The organism is Veillonella sp. AF13-2, from assembly GCF_003603295.1.
GTDB lineage: Bacteria > Bacillota > Negativicutes > Veillonellales > Veillonellaceae > Veillonella > Veillonella parvula_E.
In genome coordinates this window covers 131,444-152,928 of sequence record NZ_QTMT01000003.1, presented here as the reverse complement: position 1 = coordinate 152,928, position 21,485 = coordinate 131,444, and the positions used below count along the sequence as shown (strand labels likewise).

Annotated in this window: 18 protein-coding genes and 1 pseudogene; 2 read left to right on the top strand and 17 right to left on the bottom strand. The window is 39.9% G+C overall.

Annotated elements, in window-relative coordinates; all coding sequences use genetic code 11:
* Window positions 1-106 precede the first annotated feature (106 nt).
* The 5 genes from ileS to DWV85_RS06550 form a co-directional block, all read right to left on the bottom strand.
* On the bottom strand, window positions 107-2,941 hold the full coding sequence (gene ileS / locus DWV85_RS06570; RefSeq protein WP_123138367.1) for an isoleucine--tRNA ligase: 2,835 nt from the start codon (window positions 2,939-2,941) through the stop codon (window positions 107-109).
* 376 nt (window positions 2,942-3,317) lie between these two features.
* Window positions 3,318-3,842: a DUF805 domain-containing protein gene (locus DWV85_RS06565; protein ID WP_243632542.1), complete on the bottom strand. Its 525-nt coding sequence runs from the start codon at window positions 3,840-3,842 to the stop codon at window positions 3,318-3,320.
* A 139-nt stretch (window positions 3,843-3,981) separates the two neighbouring features.
* Window positions 3,982-4,617, bottom strand: a complete 636-nt coding sequence (locus DWV85_RS06560; protein WP_021147635.1) for a DUF805 domain-containing protein — start codon at window positions 4,615-4,617, stop codon at window positions 3,982-3,984.
* Between the two features lie 218 nt (window positions 4,618-4,835).
* Window positions 4,836-5,405: a DUF805 domain-containing protein gene (locus DWV85_RS06555; protein ID WP_008603157.1), complete on the bottom strand. Its 570-nt coding sequence runs from the start codon at window positions 5,403-5,405 to the stop codon at window positions 4,836-4,838.
* 3 nt (window positions 5,406-5,408) lie between these two features.
* The gene (locus DWV85_RS06550; RefSeq protein WP_008715195.1) at window positions 5,409-6,296 is read right to left on the bottom strand and encodes a DUF805 domain-containing protein; all 888 of its coding nucleotides are present in this window, start codon (window positions 6,294-6,296) and stop codon (window positions 5,409-5,411) included.
* A 173-nt stretch (window positions 6,297-6,469) separates the two neighbouring features.
* Here DWV85_RS06550 and DWV85_RS06545 point away from each other — a divergent pair, with 173 nt between their 5' ends.
* Window positions 6,470-6,766: a hypothetical protein gene (locus DWV85_RS06545; protein WP_123138366.1), complete on the top strand. Its 297-nt coding sequence runs from the start codon at window positions 6,470-6,472 to the stop codon at window positions 6,764-6,766.
* Between the two features lie 141 nt (window positions 6,767-6,907).
* On the opposite strand, the gene trpA is transcribed toward DWV85_RS06545, so the two are convergent.
* From trpA to DWV85_RS09440, 11 genes and pseudogenes are all read right to left on the bottom strand, one after another.
* On the bottom strand, window positions 6,908-7,699 hold the full coding sequence (gene trpA / locus DWV85_RS06540) for a tryptophan synthase subunit alpha (protein WP_021147633.1): 792 nt from the start codon (window positions 7,697-7,699) through the stop codon (window positions 6,908-6,910).
* Window positions 7,692-8,885, bottom strand: a complete 1,194-nt coding sequence (gene trpB, locus DWV85_RS06535) for a tryptophan synthase subunit beta (RefSeq protein ID WP_021147632.1) — start codon at window positions 8,883-8,885, stop codon at window positions 7,692-7,694. Before trpB ends, trpA begins: the two co-directional genes overlap by 8 nt.
* 42 nt (window positions 8,886-8,927) lie before the next feature.
* Window positions 8,928-10,499: an indole-3-glycerol phosphate synthase TrpC gene (gene trpC / locus DWV85_RS06530; protein WP_123138365.1), complete on the bottom strand. Its 1,572-nt coding sequence runs from the start codon at window positions 10,497-10,499 to the stop codon at window positions 8,928-8,930.
* A 3-nt stretch (window positions 10,500-10,502) separates the two neighbouring features.
* Window positions 10,503-11,513, bottom strand: a complete 1,011-nt coding sequence (gene trpD / locus DWV85_RS06525) for an anthranilate phosphoribosyltransferase (protein WP_123138364.1) — start codon at window positions 11,511-11,513, stop codon at window positions 10,503-10,505.
* A gap of 589 nt (window positions 11,514-12,102) precedes the next feature.
* Window positions 12,103-12,669, bottom strand: a complete 567-nt coding sequence (locus DWV85_RS06520) for an aminodeoxychorismate/anthranilate synthase component II (protein ID WP_123138363.1) — start codon at window positions 12,667-12,669, stop codon at window positions 12,103-12,105.
* Complete coding sequence (locus tag DWV85_RS06515) at window positions 12,669-14,138, bottom strand: chorismate-binding protein (protein ID WP_123138362.1); 1,470 nt, start codon at window positions 14,136-14,138, stop codon at window positions 12,669-12,671. The genes DWV85_RS06520 and DWV85_RS06515 overlap by 1 nt, the downstream gene beginning before the upstream one ends.
* 488 nt (window positions 14,139-14,626) lie before the next feature.
* Window positions 14,627-15,079 (bottom strand): hypothetical protein, encoded by a 453-nt coding sequence (locus tag DWV85_RS06510; protein WP_123138361.1) that lies wholly within the window; start codon window positions 15,077-15,079, stop codon window positions 14,627-14,629.
* 418 nt (window positions 15,080-15,497) lie between these two features.
* Window positions 15,498-16,481, bottom strand: a complete 984-nt coding sequence (locus tag DWV85_RS06505) for a DUF805 domain-containing protein (RefSeq protein ID WP_123138360.1) — start codon at window positions 16,479-16,481, stop codon at window positions 15,498-15,500.
* A 34-nt stretch (window positions 16,482-16,515) separates the two neighbouring features.
* Entirely contained in the window at window positions 16,516-17,328 is an 813-nt protein-coding gene (locus tag DWV85_RS06500; RefSeq protein WP_123138359.1) for a hypothetical protein, read from the bottom strand.
* 125 nt (window positions 17,329-17,453) lie between these two features.
* On the bottom strand, window positions 17,454-18,044 hold the full coding sequence (locus DWV85_RS09395; RefSeq protein WP_243632554.1) for a DUF805 domain-containing protein: 591 nt from the start codon (window positions 18,042-18,044) through the stop codon (window positions 17,454-17,456).
* A gap of 186 nt (window positions 18,045-18,230) precedes the next feature.
* Window positions 18,231-18,338, bottom strand: a pseudogene (locus DWV85_RS09440) (DUF805 domain-containing protein); the annotation flags it as partial.
* Between the two features lie 384 nt (window positions 18,339-18,722).
* On the opposite strand from DWV85_RS09440, the gene DWV85_RS06490 reads away from it, so the two are divergent.
* Window positions 18,723-19,901, top strand: coding sequence for an MFS transporter (locus DWV85_RS06490; protein WP_123138357.1), 1,179 nt, complete (start codon window positions 18,723-18,725; stop codon window positions 19,899-19,901).
* 162 nt (window positions 19,902-20,063) lie between these two features.
* Here DWV85_RS06490 and DWV85_RS06485 read toward each other — a convergent pair whose 3' ends face one another.
* Window positions 20,064-21,485 carry an anion permease gene (locus tag DWV85_RS06485; RefSeq protein WP_123138356.1) on the bottom strand — a complete coding sequence of 474 codons (1,422 nt, stop codon included), beginning with the start codon at window positions 21,483-21,485 and terminating at the stop codon, window positions 20,064-20,066.

Genomic DNA, 21,485 nt, shown 5'->3' with positions numbered 1-21,485 from the left:
GATGGTCCTTTTTTTGATAATCCCTATAATCTTAATAATAGAATTATTTTGATTCTAGATTTTTTACTATAGCGTTTTTATGATAGTACTCTTTATAGCACTTTTATTATAATGTTTTTACAACATCGGCACAGCGTGCGCAAAGTGTAGGATGTGCGCTATCTTGGCCTACTGTATCGCGGTGGATCCAGCAGCGTTCACATTTTTCGAGACCAGAGGCAACAACAACTGTAGCAACGCCAGTTTCTTCGTCTTTAACAGCCTCTGCTGGTGCAGCACCGTTCACGATGTGAGCTTCGGATACGATAACGAGTTTAGCCAAGCCTTCTTCACCAAGGGCGTTCAATGCATCGAATGCAGCACCTTCAGCATATACTGTAACGGATGCATCCAATGGATGACCGATTGTTTTGTCTTGACGAGCAAGTTCCAATGCTTTTTGTACGGATGTACGCAAGTCTAACAATTGATTCCATTTGTCAGCCAATTCTTGGTTGAAATGTTCTGGATGACCTTGTGGCCAATCTTGAAGCATAACGGATTCGCGCATGCCCTCTTCTTTAGGCATATATTTCCAAACTTCTTCCGCTGTGAAAGAAAGTACTGGAGATACCATGGCTACTAATGTTTTCAAGATTTCGTACATCGCTGTTTGAGCAGAACGACGAGCTACATTATCTTTGCTTTCAGCATACATTGTATCTTTCATTACATCAAGGTAGATGGAACTCAAGTCTACTGTACAGAAGTTATGAATTGCATGGTACAACATGTGGAATTCATAGTTTTCGTACGCATCAGTAACCTTTTGACGTACTTCTTCTAAGCGCAATAATGCCCATTTATCAAATTCGGACATATCTGCGTAAGCCACTTTATCGGTATTTGGATTGAAGTCATCCAAGTTGCCGAGTAAGAAGCGGAATGTATTGCGGATCTTACGGTATACTTCGGATAATTGTTTTACGATGTCTTTGGACAAACGTACGTCTGCTTGGTAATCCGCAGAAGATACCCACAAACGCATTACATCGGCACCGTATACATCGATGATGTCGCTTGGAGCCACTGTATTACCTACAGATTTAGACATTTTGCGACCTTCGCCGTCCACAACGAAGCCGTGAGTCAATACGGAGTTGTATGGTGCTTTACCTGTTGTGGCTACTGCAGTCAACAAGGAAGAGTTGAACCAGCCGCGATGTTGGTCAGAACCTTCAAGGTACATAGCGCATGGTACATCAAGATCGTTTACTTCGAGCACGCCAGCCCAAGAGGAACCAGAGTCGAACCATACGTCCATGATGTCTGTTTCTTTTTTGAACTCATCATGACCGCAATGAGGACATTTGAAACCTTCTGGTAACAACTCCTTAGCGCTGTGAGCCCACCAAGCATCGGAGCCTTCTACGGCTACTTTTTCTTGCAATGCTTTGATAGTATCATCGTTGATGATGTGCTCGCCGCAGCTTTCACAATAGTAAATAGGAATTGGCACGCCCCAAATACGTTGACGGGAAATTACCCAGTCACCACGGTCGCGCACCATGTTGAAGATGCGGTCATGGCCCCATTTAGGAATCCATTGCACTTGGTTGTCGATTGCATCAAGCGCTTGTTGACGGTACCCATCTACAGAGGAGAACCATTGTTCTGTAGCGCGATAGATGACAGGATTTTTACAACGCCAGCAGTGAGCGTATTGGTGACGCAAACTAGATTTGTGAAGTAATGCATTGTTATGTGCCAAGATTTTGATTACAGGCACTTCTGCATCGTGGATTTCTACGCCAGCCAATGGGAATTCAGTATCGCCATAACGGTTGTCGTCTACTTGTTTAGTGTAGTTACCAGTTTCGTTAACAAGAGAAATGATAGGAAGATTAGTTTTACCTTCCTTGTTATAACGCATAACGATGTTAAAGTCGTCTTCGCCGTGTGCAGGCGCTGTATGTACGCAACCAGTACCTGCTTCAAGTGTTACATGGTCGCCACACAATACAGTGGATGTACGTTCTACGAATGGATGTTTAAATTCAGCTAATTCTAAATCTGCCCCAGAGAAGCGGTTTACGATTTCGTAGTCTTCGATACCAATATCTTTCATCGCCGCGTCAACAAGTTCAGTAGCCATCAAGTAGTATTCGTCGCCAGCTTTCACCCAGCCATATTCTAGATCAGGGTTAACGGAAATAGCTACGTTGGCAGGCATTGTCCAAGGAGTAGTTGTCCAAATAACAGCATATGCTTGTTTAGGATCTACGCCAGCTGGCAATGTTACCTTTTTCTCGGATACGTAAGGGAATTTTACGTAAATGGAGAAGGATTTTTTCTCAGCATATTCGATTTCTGCCTCTGCCAATGCAGTTTCGCAGTGCGTACACCAGTATACAGTTTTAAGACCTTTGTAGATATGTCCGCGTTTTGCCATTTCGCCAAAGATGCCGAGTTGTTTTACTTCGAACTCAGGACGCAATGTCAAGTACGGACGGTCCCATTCGCCTAATACACCAAAACGAATGAAGTCTTGTTTTTGTGTTTCTACGCACTCCAATGCATATTCCTTACATTTATTGCGCAAGTCCAATGGAGCCATTTCATGACGGTTAAGACCAGTGTTCTTAATAACCGCATGCTCGATTGGCAAGCCGTGCGTATCCCAACCAGGAATGTAGCGAGTATAATGACCAGTCATTGTTTTGTATTTCATGATGATGTCCTTCAACGTTTTGTTGAGGGCATGACCGATATGCAATTTACCGTTTGCATATGGAGGGCCATCATGCAAAATGAATGGCTTTGCATCTTTACGCAACTCCAAACGTTTTTGATAAATCTTGTTATCTTCCCAGAATTTTAAGATTTCTGGTTCGCGCTTAGGCAAATTGCCGCGCATTGGGAATTCTGTTTCAGGCAAATGTAACGTCTTACCGTAATCCATGCTGTGCTCCTTTTACATAAAAAAATCGCCCGCCCCCGAAGGGACGGACGTAATATCCGTGGTACCACCCTACTGACTCTCGTTACTTGTGAAAGCCACTTAAACATATAACGGTGTTCACCGGCGGCATTGCCGCTTGCTCCAAAGTGATCCGCAAATCTCTAGATTTCCAAACCTTTCAGCCCATGAGTTTGGTCTCTACTAAATCCGTCTGAGACATGCCGTCTTTTTCAACGCAATATTCATATAATAGATAATTATAGGACTCAAAGGGGGAAATTGTCAAATATTTCATTTCTAAATTTAACAGAACCTACATCCCCTATTAAGCAAAAGAAAAAGCCTACTTACGTAGGCTTTATTGTATATACAATTATTAAATAGCACTCATGAGAATTAGTTCAAGAATAATAATTGCAATGCACACGTACATGAATTTACGATCCATGTCGTCAGTTGGAGTTTCTTTAAGACCAGTGCGAGCAGCTTCTTCAGCAGTAATTACTTCATAGCTCATTGGAGATCCATATTGGTTATCACCTTCATCACCCTTTTGAGCGAGTAGATAAATAATATAGATAATACCAAATGGAATCAAGCTAATCAAAAGCATCCAACCACTTTTACCAATGTCATGTAAACGACGAGCAGCAAGACCAATGGAAGGCAATAGAATTGCAAGATTATATACTATAGAAATAAGACCTACAACACTTGCTAGCGCAGTATCCATTACAAGAGCACTCAATACATTGAAGATACCAGCAATAACAATTGTGATACCATAGAAACGCCAATATTCACTGCGGCTTGCACGACCTTTAAAATTAGCATAATTACCCATAATCGTATGTTTAAAATTATCTACATACGAAAGATTTTTGATAGACAAATCAGTCATAATCTTCTCTCCTCTAGAAATAACAAATAAATTCTTCTTGAAAATATTATATCATTACTGTTGACGATTTTGAAAATGAATGTCTATATGTTTTGGGAATAACTTATGCTTTATATTTCATTATAGGATACATCATAAACTACATCGCACTAGTCATAAGTAGTTTGTCCACCAAGAACCAGAGCACAAAGATAGCGCAGAATAGTCCTGCAGTTAGTCCCATAGATGGCGTAGTATCAATAAGACCTAATTCACGGGCCATTTGTTTTGTTACAACTACTTGACCTGTAGGGGAACCAAAGCGATTTGGTTGGCTTTCACCAGGCAGAGCCATAAGGATCAACAGGATAATAGTCCCTATCACAGGGATGAATCCAATAAATACGAGGCCCCCTGAGCGGCCTTGATCGTGTAGACGTCGCACTGAAACAGCCACGCCAGGAATAACCATAATCACGGACAAAAGGACAAGGATGACCAAACCAAAACCTACGCCTACTACGCTAGATAGTGGGCTAATATAGCTCAAAAAAGCACAAGTAAATAGAATGGCCACAAACAACAATTGATAGACTAACAAGAAATGCCAATATTCACTACGACTTGCACGACCATCAAAATCAGCATATTTATAAACCAAACATTGTTTAAAGTTTTCAATCAAGCCTAGATTGTATTTATCTAACGAGATTTGTGGTCTACTAACATGCCCACATTCTGGGCAGTAACAATCTGTTTTCAACACTGCATGTCCACAATAGGGACAAGATTTCATAATAAACTCCTTCTAGCTACAAACAGGAATCAGCAAAGATTACGAGGTCCTGCTGTACTTAACACATATAACAACTTAGATATTTTTTATTTATTAATATCTATATTTTTGAATTCATCTGAAATTCATTTTACTACAAAGTGTTATATTGTCTATAAAGGAGATGTTAAACTTTTATAAAATAAAATAATGAGATTGTTAATAAATACAGGTATCTATTACATGTATCCATTCCCATTAATACCATACCATAATATCTCTCTAATGATATCAGCAATAATAATAGATTGGATAATAAAGATGGCAATCCCCATCGCCCAATCTTGATGACGGGATGGAGTTTCTTCTAGTCCTGTAGCCTTGCTAACCTCAGGAGTAATAGGTGTATAGCCGGTTCTTTCACCATATGAATTCTCTCTTTCATCGCCACGACGCAATTCGTAAACGAGGAATATAAAGAAGCCTATAACAGGAATAAATGAGATTAACTGCGTCCAACCACTCCGGCCAATATCATGCATACGCCGTGTTGTGATAGCTATATTGGGAACTATAAAGAAAAGGGATACCCCTACAGTAACATTATCGATAAGCGCTTCATAATTAGGAAAGCCCAAGTTACTACATAGTAAAGCCAAAATCCCAAGTAATCCTTGTATCAACGTAACGCCTGCCACGAATCGCCAATATTCACTACGACTAGCACGACCATTAAAATTAGCATAGTTTCTAATGCCTAATTTGAAGGCATCGGTATAATTCAAATCATATATATTTATGGTTGACATAACCTAATCCTCCTCCGCGGCTTCAATAGCAACAATGCCCCAGCCTTTGCCTTCATTATGCAAACGAACTAATACGGGCTCTAGATTATCTTCAAAGGTAATGGTAAAGCCCATATAGTTTACAACAATATCATCATCTTGGTCTTGGGAAACATAGTCAAGCTGTATCGCTTTCACCTTAGGAACCTCTTCCTTAGTCATGGCTTGTTCCCATAGTTCAAAGGTACCATATCGCTCCATAGCACGAGCACTCAAATAACGATATGCACCATGATAATCCTTTTTGTTGAGGGCTTCATAATAATTACTTACCACAGTACGCCCCTCTGTTGTAGCCGTTTCACTTTGTAAAAGACGATTTGCTTGTTTCGTTAACGAACTAGGTTCCAAATTGCCATAAGCAGTCTCTTCTACCATAAAATTATGATTAATCATTGTACTACCTGCACTAGTGGCTAGGCATCCTAATACTAATATGGACACAATAAAGAGGCCCGAAACGGAACGTTTTTCCTCTAATTCATTAGATACAGGCGATGTGCGCTTACAGAATAGATACAATAATGCAAGCCAGCCTAAAATAGGAACCAATAGTAAAATCATCAACGTTGGATCATTATTAGAATCTCGTAACCGTCTTGCCATTAACATAATCTTCGGCAAGCATAACAGGATGGACAATACAAATAATACGCCGCCACCGATAGAGACAGCATAAAGAAATCCATACGGTATGTAGGTTGCAAGACCTGTAATACATATAATTAAGCCATATACAAAGGATATAGCACTTATGGTGAGCCAAAAATCGGCTGTATTGGTACGTCCCTTACTGTTCGCATAGTTTTCCACTAGCTCACGATAGAGGATTTCGTATACTCTCTGTTTCATAAAGCTCCTACTATAATCTTAGATAATATTAAATAATAAACATATATAGATATTCCTATTATACTATGATTTATCAACTTAGTTGATTCATTTTTTGTTCATGAAATATGCCTATACTACAGATATATTTCTTACAACTAAAATTTGTACAATCAATTATACAGGAGATAATTATGAAAGCTAAATTAATGAAAGCAGTAGCCTTGGCCAGCTTAGGTGCCTTCTTAACAGTTGGTATTGGTACTAATGTAGTCCAAGCCAAAGATTACCACTTCAAAATCGGTGAAAATCATCGCATGATAAAAAATGATGATGGCACAGTAGATAGTAGCGATCATCCATGGTACAAAGTAAATGATAAAAAGAAAAAGCACAGAAAGCATAGAATATCTGAACGTGAAAAGCATGATAAAAATGCAACAGCAAAACGCAGTGAACGACATCAACGTTCTGAATCCTCTAATGACTAAGCCTTGCGCATAATACATATTACTAGCCCTAAAAATACAAAACTAAATTAACCAACCAATGAAAAGGACGTTATACATTGTATAACGTCCTTTTGTGTTATCCCCTATATAATTTTTCCCAAGGCTATATGAGTTATTATGTTATGCGCCAGCCTTTAGAACAGCTTGTTTCATGGATTGTACGTAATCAAACAACGCTAGATCCGCATGTTCACCGTGTTCTGCCACGATTTTAACGATAGCAGAGCCTACGATAGCACCGTCGGATACGCGCGCCATAGCTTCCGCTTGTTCTGGCTTGGAAATACCGAAACCAACAGCTACCGGGATATCCGTATATTTGCGAATCATTTCAACAATGGATTTAATATCCGTCTTAATTTCACTGCGCATGCCTGTAACGCCAAGTGAGGATACACAGTATACAAAGCCTTCTGCGTCTTTGGCGATCATTTCGATGCGGTTTTCAGATGTTGGCGCAATTAAGGATACCACTTCAACGCCATGTTTGTGAGCCACACTAGCGAGCTCGCCTTTTTCTTCAAACGGCATGTCTGGTACGATAACACCAGAGATTCCCACCTCTTCACAGAGGGTAAAGAATTTTTCACGACCAAATACGTAAATAGGATTCAAATAGGTCATGAATACGAGCGGTATAGTCACCGCATCATCACCTGTACGCAGACGACGCACCATATCAAAGATATCATTGATTTTTACGCCTGTGGAGAGAGCACGCGTGCTCGCCTCTTGAATAACTGGGCCTTCCGCGGTTGGGTCAGAGAAGGGAATACCAATCTCTACCATGTCCGCACCGGCTTTCACCATAATACGAATATAACGTTCTGTATTCTCAATACCGTGATCACCAGCACTAATGAACGGGATGAATGCCTTGCCCTTTGTGAAAGCGTCTTTAATTTTACTCATGAAGATCCACCCCTCTGTATTTCGCCATAGCCGCCACGTCTTTGTCGCCACGACCGGATAAACAAATAATAATGATGTCGTCCTTGCTCATAGTAGGAGCAATTTTACGTGCATGTGCCACTGCATGAGCACTTTCAATGGCAGGAATAATACCTTCCAAGCGAGATAAGTATTCAAAGGCATCGACTGCTTCGTCATCTGTAACAGGCACGTATTCAGCACGACCGCTATCGTGCAAGTACGCATGTTCAGGGCCGATACCAGGATAATCAAGACCTGCAGAGATAGAATATACTGGAGCAATTTGACCATCTTCGTCTTGGCAGAAGTACGATTTCATACCATGGAAGATACCAACGGACCCCTTTGCGATTGTCGCCGCATGTTCTTCTGTATCAATGCCACGACCTGCCGCTTCACAACCGATGAGACGAACACCTTCGTCTGGAATGAAGTGATAGAACATGCCCATCGCATTGGAGCCGCCGCCTACACAAGCCATAACAGCTGTTGGTAATTTTCCTTCTGCTTCGAGGATTTGCTCACGCGCTTCACGGCTGATGATGGATTGGAAGTCACGAACGATCATAGGGAATGGATGAGCACCCATAACGGATCCCAATACATAGTGCGTATCGGACATGCGGTTTGTCCATTCGCGCAACGCTTCGGAAACCGCATCTTTCAATGTGCTAGTCCCTGTTGTTACTGGATGCACCTTAGCACCTAGTAATTTCATACGATATACGTTAAGTGCTTGACGTTCACAATCCTCTGCACCCATGTATACTTCGCATTCCATGCCCATCAACGCAGCGATAGTAGCCGTTGCCACACCGTGTTGACCTGCGCCGGTTTCAGCAATAACACGAGTCTTACCCATTCGTTTTGCCAATAACATTTGGCCGATTACGTTATTCAACTTGTGAGAACCAGTATGATTTAAGTCCTCACGTTTTAAATAGATTTTGGCGCCTCCAAGGTCCTTTGTCATGCGATCTGCATAGTATAAAAGGGATGGACGACCTGTATATTTTTTATGTAAATCCTCAAGTTCGTGTACGAAATCAGGATCATCTTTGTACTTGTTGTACGCCTCTTCCAATTCGATGACTGCATTCATCAATGTTTCTGGCATAAATTGACCCCCAAAGGAGCCAAAATAACCATGTCTTTGTTCACTCATATAACTTACCTTTCTATATACCATTCCTACTAGCACGCCATATTATGGCATTGCTATTGTTCTCACAATGTTGGTGAAAGCTTTAATTTTCTCATCGTCCTTCACACCATCTGTTTCGATGCCGCTGCTAATATCGATGCCATAAGGGCGAACCGTGCGAATAGCGTGCGCCACATTGGTGCTATCGATACCACCAGCGAGCATGAACGGACGTTCAAACTCATCTAAGCAAGACCAGTCGAACACTTCGCCCGTACCGCCCCGCTCATCTTTATGGTATGCATCAAACAGCAACATATCGGCACTGCTATCGATCCACGCCTCAGCATCTGTAGAGCTACGGATTTGAACAGCCTTCCACACCTCTACATCTGTTTTCTCTTTGAGAGCCTTGATGAAAGCCTCATCTTCGTCGCCGTGCAGTTGCACCGCATCAAGATTGGCGTCTGTAGCAATCGTAACGAGATTTTCTAGCGTTTCATTGACGAAAACGCCGACAGTTTTAATAGCTTCTTGATGTATAAGCGTCGGACTTGCATTTTCTGTACTAGTCAGTATCCCTTCATGCGCATCACCAGTTGCTGTTCCTTCTTGCACAGCACCAATTACTGCTCCATCTTGTACTACATCATTACTGCATTGTACTTCGTCTCGACTATATAGATTTCCATATTGCTTATGTAGTTCTTCAACCAATGTTTTAGCTTGGTCTACAGTGACTTGTCGTTTACTTGATGCAAATACAAGGCCCATGTAGTCTGGTTTTGCTTCTACTACAGCAGGGATTGTTTCCACTTTGGAGATACCGCACATCTTAACCTTTGGTGTGTAGTAGGTTGGACCATAGAGATATGCTAATTTCTCCACCTTGTTAGGAGAACGCATAAAGGTTTCACCCATCAAGGCTACGCCGATATTGTTATCCCGCAACACTTGAATATCCTCTGGTGTTTCAAGGCCGCTTTCAGATACGAAGATCACATCGTCTTGAACGAGATTCCGCAAGCGTACACTGTTTTGTACATCTACAGTAAAGTCTTTCAAATTGCGGTTGTTAACGCCGATAATACGCGCACCGCAATCGATGGCCATTTGTACTTCGTGCTCATCATGAGCCTCTACCAAAGAGGACAATCCAAGCGAATCAGCTAGCTCACGGAACTTTGTTAATGTTGGCACATCGAGGCATGCACAGATTAATAAGATGGCACTAGCGCCCCAAACCTTCGCTTGGTAGATTTGGTATTCATCGATGATAAAGTCCTTGCGAAGCACGGGAATTTTTACGGTGCTTGCAATCTCTTGCAAATATTTTTTATCGCCTTTAAAGAAGTCTGGCTCCGTCAATACAGAGATAGCCGCTGCACCAGCAACCTCATATTCTTTAGCGATGTCTAAATATGGGAAGTCCTCAGCAATGATTCCCTTAGATGGAGATGCCTTCTTTACTTCGCAAATAAAGTTGAAGTCTTGCTGACGAAGGGCTGCTTCAAAAGGAAATCCTGTATCAGATGGTAACGCTAAAGCCGCTGCTTTCACAGCCTCAGGAGACTCCACCTGTTTTTCTTGGGCTACCCGAATTTTGGTAGCCTCTATAATCTTATCTAAAATCAATGGTCATACCTCTTGGGTTGCTTTCACAAACTGTTCCATTGTCGCAAGCGCCTTACCAGAATCGATTATATGTTTCGCCTCTTCGATGCCCTCTGCCAATGTAATGCCGTCTTTTGCTAGGTAAATCGCCATGCCCGCGTTAAGAACAACCGCAGTGCGTTTACCGCCTTGCTCACCACCGAGAACGCGGCGAGTAATCTCAGCGTTCACCGTAGCATCGCCACCTTCAAGCTCAGTTTTATCAGCGTATTCGAAACCATATTCCTTAGGATCGAATTCGTAGCTTGTGAAAGTACCATTATTAATTTCGCATACGTACGTTTTATTGGTAGCCGTAATCTCATCAAGGCCGTCAAAGCCGTGTACCACAGCACCGCGTTTAACGCCAAGATTAGCCAATACACGAGCCAATGGTTCTACTAAAGATTTATCGTAAACGCCCATCAACTCAACCGTAGCACCTGCTGGATTTGCCAAAGGTCCAAGGATGTTAAACACAGTACGAACGCCCAACGCCTTACGTACAGGACCTGCATATTTCATGGCTTGGTGATATACAGGCGCAAACATGAAGCACATATTCGCTTTGTTCAACACCGCCTCGTTTTGTTCACCGTTAAGCTCTAATTTAGCGCCCAACGCTTCAATTAAGTCAGCAGCACCACATTTACTAGATACACTACGGTTACCATGTTTTGCTACAGGAATACCTGCGGCGGAAATGATAAAGCCAGATGTAGTAGAAATGTTGAACGTATTAGCCTCGTCACCACCAGTACCTACGATTTCCACAACAGTACCTTCATGAGGCACGGAGCCAGCCTTCTCGCGCATAACCTCAGCAAATGCTGTAACCTCATCTACAGTAGGGCCCTTTGCCGCCAAAGCACACAAGAAACCAGCCATAGGAACCTCTGGTACATCACCGCTCATAATTTTGTTCATTGTATCTTTAGCAAGGTCGTAGGATAAGTCCTGACCGTGCGTTACTGCATATAATGCGTCTTTAATCATTTTATATCTCCTTACTTGTTGTTCATTTTACTTCGGTTCAACGATAATAGGGCATATACCGGCGTTAATGCTACATGTGATTCACGTGGACCTATGCCCTCCACTGGCCGGGTCTGACTGTGGCCTGCGGCCTTCGCAGGGCCAAAGTCGGGTCTAGAACCCCGTGAACTCACATAAACACTATGACATTTAATCTTTTATATGCCCTGCTCCCCATCACACGCGCAATAAAATGAACAACAATTCAATATCTTTCAAATGATCCTGCGCATTATATGGAGTAACGCGCAAGTCATCCCTTTATAGGGAGAGTGGGAATGGTGGTGCTTTGCACCACCTTTTCCTATATTAGGGGTTCTGATTCGCATATTTCTTTAGAAAATATAGCTACAATTCGACATATGTATTATAGAGGGGCTATTAAGTAGGTACTGCCAAGGTTGAGTTGGCAGGAAATAAGGTCTTAAGGAACGACTTGGCGGCCCCACGTAGTGGGGTGGGTGGCCACTTGGAGTTCCGAGAGGCCTTATTTCTGCCTTATCGTTCTAGCTCCTAAAATAGCCCCTCGAATACCTAAATTAAACAGTGGTTATTTTTCTAAGAAATTGCGAATCATTTGTTCCCCGTTTGGTGTCATGATGGATTCCGGATGGAATTGCACTCCATAAATCGGGTAGTCTTTGTGTTCTACGCTCATTACTTCGCCGTCATCTGTAACGGATGTGACGATGAGTTCGCTTGGCATAGTTTCGTCGATAATCGCCAAAGAGTGGTATCGTGCGACTTCGAATTGTTCAGGCAAGCCCTTAAGGATTTTGGATGGGTGTACTTGTTTCGCCACGCTTTGTTTGCCGTGCATCACTTGTTTTGCGTAGGATACGGTGCCACCGAATACTTCGCCGATGGCTTGGTGTCCCAGGCATACGCCGAGGATTGGGAATTCCCCTTTGCATTCACGCAATAGGTCTTCGTATACGCCCGCATCAGCTGGTCTACCAGGTCCTGGTGAAAGTATCACATAGTCTGGCTTTAAAGCGCGGATTTCTTCAACTGTTAATTCATCGCTGCGGATGACTTTAATATCTGGATTGATAGAGCCTACTAATTGGTATAAATTGAAGGAGAAGCTATCGTAATTATCTATAAGGAGTACCATTATTCTACCTCCTGTGCATCTGTAATCGCGGAAATCATGGATTGGCCTTTGATCAAGGTTTCATTAAACTCACTTTCAGGAACGCTATCTCGAACGATGCCTGCGCCAGCGCGAACATAGACCTTACCGCCTTTATTCATAGCCATGCGGATGCCGATACATACGTCCATATTTCCGGAGAAATCGATATAACCTACGGCGCCGCCGTATACACCGCGCGGGCTTTTTTCAAGTTCATGTAAAATCTCAATGGCACGAATCTTAGGGGCCCCAGATAAAGTACCTGCTGGCAGTGTAGCACCGATAGCATCAAGTGCATCTTTGCCGTCTTGCATGTCGCCGCTTACAGTAGATGTAATATGGATGACATGGGAGAAACGTTGCAACATATGTAACGCCTCTACTTTTACGGAACCAAATTTAGAAATTTTACCTAAATCGTTACGGCCAAGGTCAACAAGCATATTATGTTCAGCCAACTCTTTTTCGTCATTGATTAGTTTTTCTTCAATAGCAAGGTCCTCTGCTTCCGTTTTACCGCGGCGCATGGTGCCTGCAATTGGGAATGTGTACATTTTACCGTCTGTCAGTTTCACCAAGGTTTCTGGAGATGCCCCTGTAAGCTCTACATCGCCACCAGATAGGTAGAACATGTACGGAGATGGATTCAATGTGCGCAATACGCGGTATGCGTTTAACAAGCTCCCCTCAAACTCGGCTTCGCGACGATTAGATACAACACATTGGAAGATATCCCCCTCCTTAATGTAGTGCTGCGTCTTTTTAACAACTGCTTCAAACTCGTCCTTTGTGAATTCAGAGGTAAACTCTGTTTTAAGAACGCCTTTTGGCACATCTGCCTCTTTGCCATTTACAACGAGATCAGCAAGAGTTTTCAATTCGAGCTCAGCCTTGTTGTAGTTGCGTTCTAAATCATTTGTGCTGATGTTAGCGATTAAGTAAATTTTATTTTTATAGTGGTCAAAAGCGATAACTTTATCAAAGAGCATAAGGTCTACATCGTTCACCATCGCAGAGTCATCATCCGGCGTTGGGAAATCCAATGTTGGCTCGATATAGCGAATGTATTCACATGCGAAGTAGCCTACAAAGCCACCTGTAAAAGTTGGTAACTCTTCTAAGCGAGGACTTTTATATTGACTCAAAATATTGCGAATCTCTCCTGCAGGATTAGAACACTCAAAGGTACGAGTCGTCCCGTCTTTGATGGTCATTTGATGGTTTTTGCAGAATAGCTCAATCTTAGGATCGTAGCCCAAGAAGGAATAACGTCCCCAATGATTACTATTATCCGCACTTTCAAGCAAGTACGTATGACTGTTCACTTGTTTTAAAGCTTTCAACACGCTAATCGGTGTACGTACGTCGGATAAAATTTCCATATATACAGGCACGATATCGTAGCCCGGTGCGATAGCTTTCACACGGTCAAAACTAGGAAAAATCATGAGAACCTCCATCTGGCATTTGCCAATAAAAAAACTCGCCCATGACAACATAACGTCAAGGACGAGTTTATAGTTCTATGCTTATAAAAGTATCAAAAATACTAGTATTATGCTATAAATCGCGGTACCACCTTGTTTGAATGCAATGCATTCCCCTTTCGCAGGATACTAACATATCCCTCACGACTAACGCTCGTGTGACGTCGCACCATACTAGGAATGAAAGTTCATTCTTTTCCATGCGCCCTCGGTGGTCCATTTAATAAGCTGCGTACTACGGGTTCTCAGCTAATCCCGCTCTCTGTGAGTGCATATCCTATTTTTATCTCCACCTCATCGGTTTCTAACAGGCGAGTATAAAATTATAATCTGATTATAATGTTTCTATAGAATGAAAGTCAAGAAGTTTTAATTTATGATTGTTGTTCTTAGCATGAACTTTGATGATAATGATAGATGTGTCCATAAAATGTCTCCTAACTATATTCTTATGAATTAATAGTGCGAATAAATTTATATGAAGCTACCAGTATTAATATTACCTTTATCAAGAATGGTAAACTACTTTGTAACAGCCAAATAACCCCTATAACATATGCAGAAAAAATAAATGTCCATTTTATTTTGCTTCTAGGGATGATATCAATACCTAACAACTTACCATGAAGGCCCAATAGAAAATAAAGATAAACTTTCCATTTCGACTGATAACGTTTATAAGCCTTTTTATAAATAAAATAGTAAATCTTTCGTCGTCTGTATATCGGCCATAATACGGGTATGCAAAAAATATAAGCCGGAAATAAATAACCTAACAACGATAAAGAAAAGGTATAGTTGCTTTTTTCATAAGCTGCAGCAATTGCAACAATCATAAATAGACCTGCACCAATCCATCTCATTCTAAAATCATTTAACAGATTTAAAACGTTCTTCTTCATATATAATCTAACCTATCATTTATGTTTATATGTAATAATTCCATCCTTTTCATAGATTTGTGTTTTCAATGGTGGTCATAATGCTATAGATTCCGAAGTAGGTGGCCCAAGTGAAGCAACATCATCCATTGGAATAGTCAGATCAGAAATCCTATTACTAAATGAATCCGATTTCTCCTCAACCAAACTATAAAAGTCTTCCACACGATTGTATTATACTATAAATCGCGGTACCACCTTGTTTGAATGCAACGCATTCCCCTTTCGCAGGATACTAACATATCCCTCACGACTAACGCTCATGTGACGTCGCACCATACTAGGAATGACTATGAAAGTCAAGAAGTTTTAATTTCTGATTGTTGTTCAGCCATAGAAAGATCTTTAACATACAATCTTATATATCATATTTTATGTATCATAATGCATAATAAAAAATACTATTACTTTCTTTATCATATAACGCAGAGGTTTTATTATACAACAGATACAATACATATATATTGATGATAGGAACAAACAAGACAACAATCCAAAATATACTACTATTACTATCTTTCAAACGTCTACAGATCATTACAATAATAGTATATATAAGATAAAAGTATAGAACATATCGCAAAGCATAGTTTTCGATATTATAATTTAATATCATATTGTATATTATAAACGCTAAATATACATTGAACAGATTCCATTGGCGAACTGTGCTTCGTCCATTAAGCCAAAGACTGTCAATTAATATGCTTTTATAAAAATCTGTTAAAAGAGGCCTTTTATCTTGGCGACTATAAAAAGAGTTTATAGCTTTAATTTGAGACGTAGTTAAATCATTACGTTCACCCCAGAGTACATCTATAACCTTATTATCAAAAATTATTCCCTTAAGTTCAACAGTATTATCTCGTAACCAAAGTTTCCTAGGTACTACAGAAAACAACAACATTGAACACAAAAGACATGGATAGAATATATCTGGCACATCAACGCCCCATAATATAATATTGTTGGACTCAAAAATAGCTTTTCCGTAAGAAAAGTCAAAATGCTTTCCACCCAATAATATCAATAATAAAAATACAGTAATTATGATATTTAACCAATTAAATCGCTCTTTTTTATAATATTTCAAGCTAGCATAATTTGTAAAAGCTACAAAAAGAACATAAATAACTGTGCCCACATAATATATAATGTCATAAATTTCTTGAGTATACACTATCTCCGGAAGAGTAGATAAAATAAAGATATTTATTCCTATACCAATAAACACCAATAAGTTTATAGAAAGGTATGTCTGTATATTGATTGTAAATAATTTAATTGTCTTGAAACATTGAACTAATGTTAATAATTCAAGTTTAAATTTTATTAATTCAGAATATAAAAGCTGTCTCATCATTCTTCATCTTATGATAAGTATTGTAATATATGCACTAATTGGAAATATTATAACTTCGCAAACATGATGCTCCTGTTCTTTCATTGATAATCAATACAACTAAATAAGAAAAGTGCTTATCATGTATTAACACAGCACCAAAACAAGATTCATTATCAACATGAATTTTTTTCAGCCTATTTCGGGTGTTACTTAAACTAGTTAGAATTAAAATAGATTCATCTATGGCAATAAAATAATCACCATCCATATCAAATTGATACCATTTACTATATTCCATAGGGAGTTTATAGACAAGCCTATTATCCTGATATATCTTAATATCCTCCTCATATACTATCCATTTATTATCTATAAAGCCAATACTATTTGCACCTCTAAATTCACTTTCCCAATTCCTATATAAAGTGAGTTCATTACAAGAAGATAGTTTATCAATAGCTATGAAACTTAAATTATTATCAACAAAGTCCCACTGTATCATGAGAGAACTGGAAAATATGCTAATAGACCCTGATTTAAATACAGAAAAATACAAAATATAAATGCATTCACTCTCAAAATCATACTTTATGAACTGTGAATAATGTCTATTTAAATCAATGTACCATAATCCTGCTTCTAAATGGAGTACAATTCTATTATTTTCAGAGTCTACAAAACTATTTAAAATTATAACCTTTGTATTATCTAGTATATAAGAGTCAACATACTCTAATTGAGGAGTGTAAATTATTACGCCTCTATAATCATCATTAACAATAACATAGTCTTGTGTCCTATTAATAAAATATAAATCATTTTGTTTAAGTGCGACTTTTATTTCATTTACTAAATTAATATCCATAACTCCTCGCCCATCAACATTATTTATTTATCTCTAAATCGCAATAAGTAATACGACAAAATCAAATCAATTTTCTAATCTCTTGTTTTTATGTCAACTGGTATTTTAAATCCAAGGCATTTCATTTAATTATCTATATGCCAAGATTTTTTAAACAAAAGATGATAGCTAACAAAAATATTGATATACGGAATAAAAAGGCCAATCATCCACAAGCCACTTAATAGAGAATCGTGAAGTCTACGTATACCTAATGTAATCATTGCTATGGCTGGCCATATTAGGATAACCATAAAGCCCCAACGAGGTATATAAAGAGAGATGCCAAGATGAACAATTAACGAAACTACAGCAATAGCCATATACATAATGACATCCATAAAAATGCAAGATCCCATAAGACCAACCCAAAAGGCTGATACGGAGGATCTGCCTTTAACATCAAGGAGCTTGGTAAATAAAACATCCCATACACAACCGCACACATAGTCAAATCTACTAGCATCCTTATCTTCACTAATAGTGGAACTTCGATTGTAAGTAATAATGTAGTTATTATATCTATCTCGACCTTCATCTAAGCCATATTTATTAGAATCTGGCACGCTAAGAGGCAAGGCAAAGCAAGCTAAGATGAAATACTGCCAAAAGAACCCATCCCAATAAAAGCTTGCATTTACAATAGTCTCGGATATAGATAACCAACTAAAACTCATCCCCCAATACACCCATAAGCTTAGATATGCTATGGGAACCAAGATCATATACCACAAGGATGAACCACAATCATTTAGTCTACGTTTAAGTATAAAAATAGTTGCAACTATATGTATAATCTGTAGACTTCCAAAATAAATATAAGACAAATACTGACTACCTTCAAGTGGAGTCCCTTGAATAATTCCTATCAACAGAACGAATATAAGGTAAGCTAAAAATTTACTAACCATTAATCCACACACAGCCCACAAATATGCTAATCTGCCTATGCGTTGATTCACTAGTAACATTTCTATATTTTGTTTAAATAGTGAAAGCTCATTATCTAGCCACATTAAAAAATTCTTTCTTCACTCTCATAACAATTTTCTAATCCTCTTTATTCTAATATAAATATATGTATATTAAAATATTAACCTTATGGTCTAAAATATTTATATTGTTTACGCTAAATACTAATAGTATACTGAAATTACATATGTTATCAGTTCCCACTAATTATTTTGTAGAAAAGAGAGCATAAGTTTTTATTTTAATCATCAAACACTAGAGTCAAGATACCATTGCAAATGACAAACTTCCTGACTTAATATTAGGAATGAAGTCAAAAAGATATAGAATTACTAATATTCTAGTACTATAAATTGTACTAAGAGTAGTGAAGGAGAGATACTTTGGAAACGTGGAAACGTACGGTGTATATATGCGCATTCTGTGTATTCTTCATGTCCCTCGGCATTAGTCAGGTCAGCCCGATTCTCCCTCTTTATTTCCATGAGATGGGATTGACTGATACAGGCTCTATTGCACGATGGTCTGGTGCTTCCATGGGGATTACTTTCCTCATCGTTTGTTTAGCGGCTCCCTTCTGGGGTCGATTAGCGGATCACAAAGGCCGTAAAATTACGCTTATTCGCTCTAGCCTTGGCATGGCCATATGTAGTATTTTATTAGGCTTTCAAACAACACCGGAAGGTGTATTTCTCATTCGTACTCTACAAGGGTTAGTGACTGGATTTTATTCTGCGTCAGTTACACTCATCGCCTCAGAAATACCGCAAGATCATACAGGTTGGGCCTTAGGAATTGTGGCCTCCTTTAATCTCGCAGGTTCACTAGCAGGTCCACTTGTAGGCGGCTATCTAAGTGATGTAGTAGGCATACGATATGACTTCTTTATCATCGGTGCCTTTATGCTTTTGGCATTCACCCTAACAGCTATACTTGTACATGAAAATTATGTACCAAAACCACTAGTAGAAAAACAAACCTTCAAGAACTTAAAATCCCACTTACCTGAATTTTCTAGTTTAGTTGCTTTATCTGCCGCATCCTTCTTGTATGCCATTTCGGTTACAGCCATTTCACCTATTATGACGGTCTATGTGAAAGGCATGCTACCAAGTAATGCCGAAAATATCGCCTTCATATCTGGCGCTGTATTTTCCGCCATGGGCGTAGCTCAATTCTTAAGTAGCTCGCCACTAGGAAAGTTAGTAGATCGCATCGGGCCAAGAAAGGTCCTCATTTATTCAATGCTATATGTAGGCCTACTCAATATTCCTCAAGCTTATGTAGACTCTGTGTATGCACTTGGCTTCATACGGTTCTTACAAGGCTTTGGTCTAGGTGGGATGCTACCTGCGCTGAATACATACTTATCCTCTAAAACACCTAAGGAATATACAGGTCAAGTATTCTCTTACAATCAATCCTGTTTATTTATGGGCTATTTCTTGGGCTCCTTTGGCGGATCCATCGTAGCCGCTCAATTTGGTTTCACTGCCCTCTTCTGGGCATGCAGCCTTACCTTTATCGGTGCTGCCCTATGGGTAGCCTACAAGCTTAAATAATGCAAAAAGAGCTGTCCTTAGAATCAGATTAACGTACTGATTCTGGGACAGCTCTTTTATATTGTTTTGTGAAATGTTATTTGTGAAAGTCTTACAACTTTCACCATCTAGGGGATGATCATTCTGTCTATTTGCAGAATAACTAATATCTCTAGTTAGGTATTAAAGGATGCCGAGGATTTCCCACCATGCGTAACCTACAACGAGGTTTACAATGAAGCACATGATAGCGAAGATACCGCCGATAATCCACCAGCTCTTAACAGTGTTGTAACCTGCACCGAATACGATTGGAGCCGCTGCACCACCGTAGTGAGTCAAGGCACCACCGTAGGAGTTTGTTGCAGCTAGTAACAAGGACAACGCCATTGGGTTTACACCCGCTACTTTACCTACAGTAAGGAATACTGGAAGCATGGCTACAACGTAGGCACTACCAGAGGCGAACAAGTAACGAACAGCGATACTGATAGCACCGATGATGATAAGAGCCATCATAGGGTTGTCGCCGAAGTTGAAGTGGTTACCCATGAAGTCAGCTAGCCATTCAAAGAATTTAACCTTGGACAATGCACTGGACATACCGATGATACCACCGAACCAGATCAATGTGTTCCAAGCACCTTTGGATTCAAGCATATCTTCCCATTTAATAACCCCGAACACAAGAGCGGCCACCATGGCTACGATAGCTACAGCCGTTGCATCAAGGGAGAATTTAATACCAAAGCCTTGAGTCAAAATGGAAGGTAATGCCCAGCCAAGCAACGCAAGGATAAAGATAACAATAAGGGCTTTCTCACGACCCGTCATAGGTCCAAGTTCTTTCAAACCTTCATCAGCAATCCCGTGAGAGTCGATGTGTTGAATAGATGGTTTATCTAAGTAGTATACCAAAGCTGGTGTAATGAGAAGCATTACAAGACCTGGTACTACGAGTGCTAATGCCCAAAGGCCCCAGTTGATGTCTACACCGAGGATTTTGTTCATGTAGTCAGCAGCCAATAAGTTTGGCGCCATCGCTGTAGCGAACATCAAGCTTGTTACCTTAGTAACCATGTATGTATTAACCATGAGGTAAGAACCAGCTTTTTTTGCGCTTTCACCAGGTTCAGAACCCAATGCTTTTGCTACAGAGTTCATAATTGGGAACACGATACCACCACAACGAGCTGTGTTGGAAGGTGTTACTGGGGAAATAATAAGATCTAATAAAGCAGTTACATAGCCAAGGCGCAATGTAGTATGACCTAAGGATTTAATCAACAGGTACGCAATACGACGGCCAAGGCCTGTTTTTACGAACGCCACACTGAGGGAGAACGCAGAGAATACTAGCCATACTGTTGTGGATGCATAACCAGACAATACGTTTTTCGTAGCATTCAAGAAAATTGCAGAACCTGCAATAGATAATAACAAGATAATTGGTGCTGGCCAAGGTTTAACAACTAGACCAACGATAGCCATTAAATAGAAACCTAACAGTCTCCAAGCTTCAACACTCAAACCTTCTGGCGGTGTAATGAACCACATTGCCAAAGGAATGGCAAACATAATTGCAATTTTAAGTAGCTTACCCAT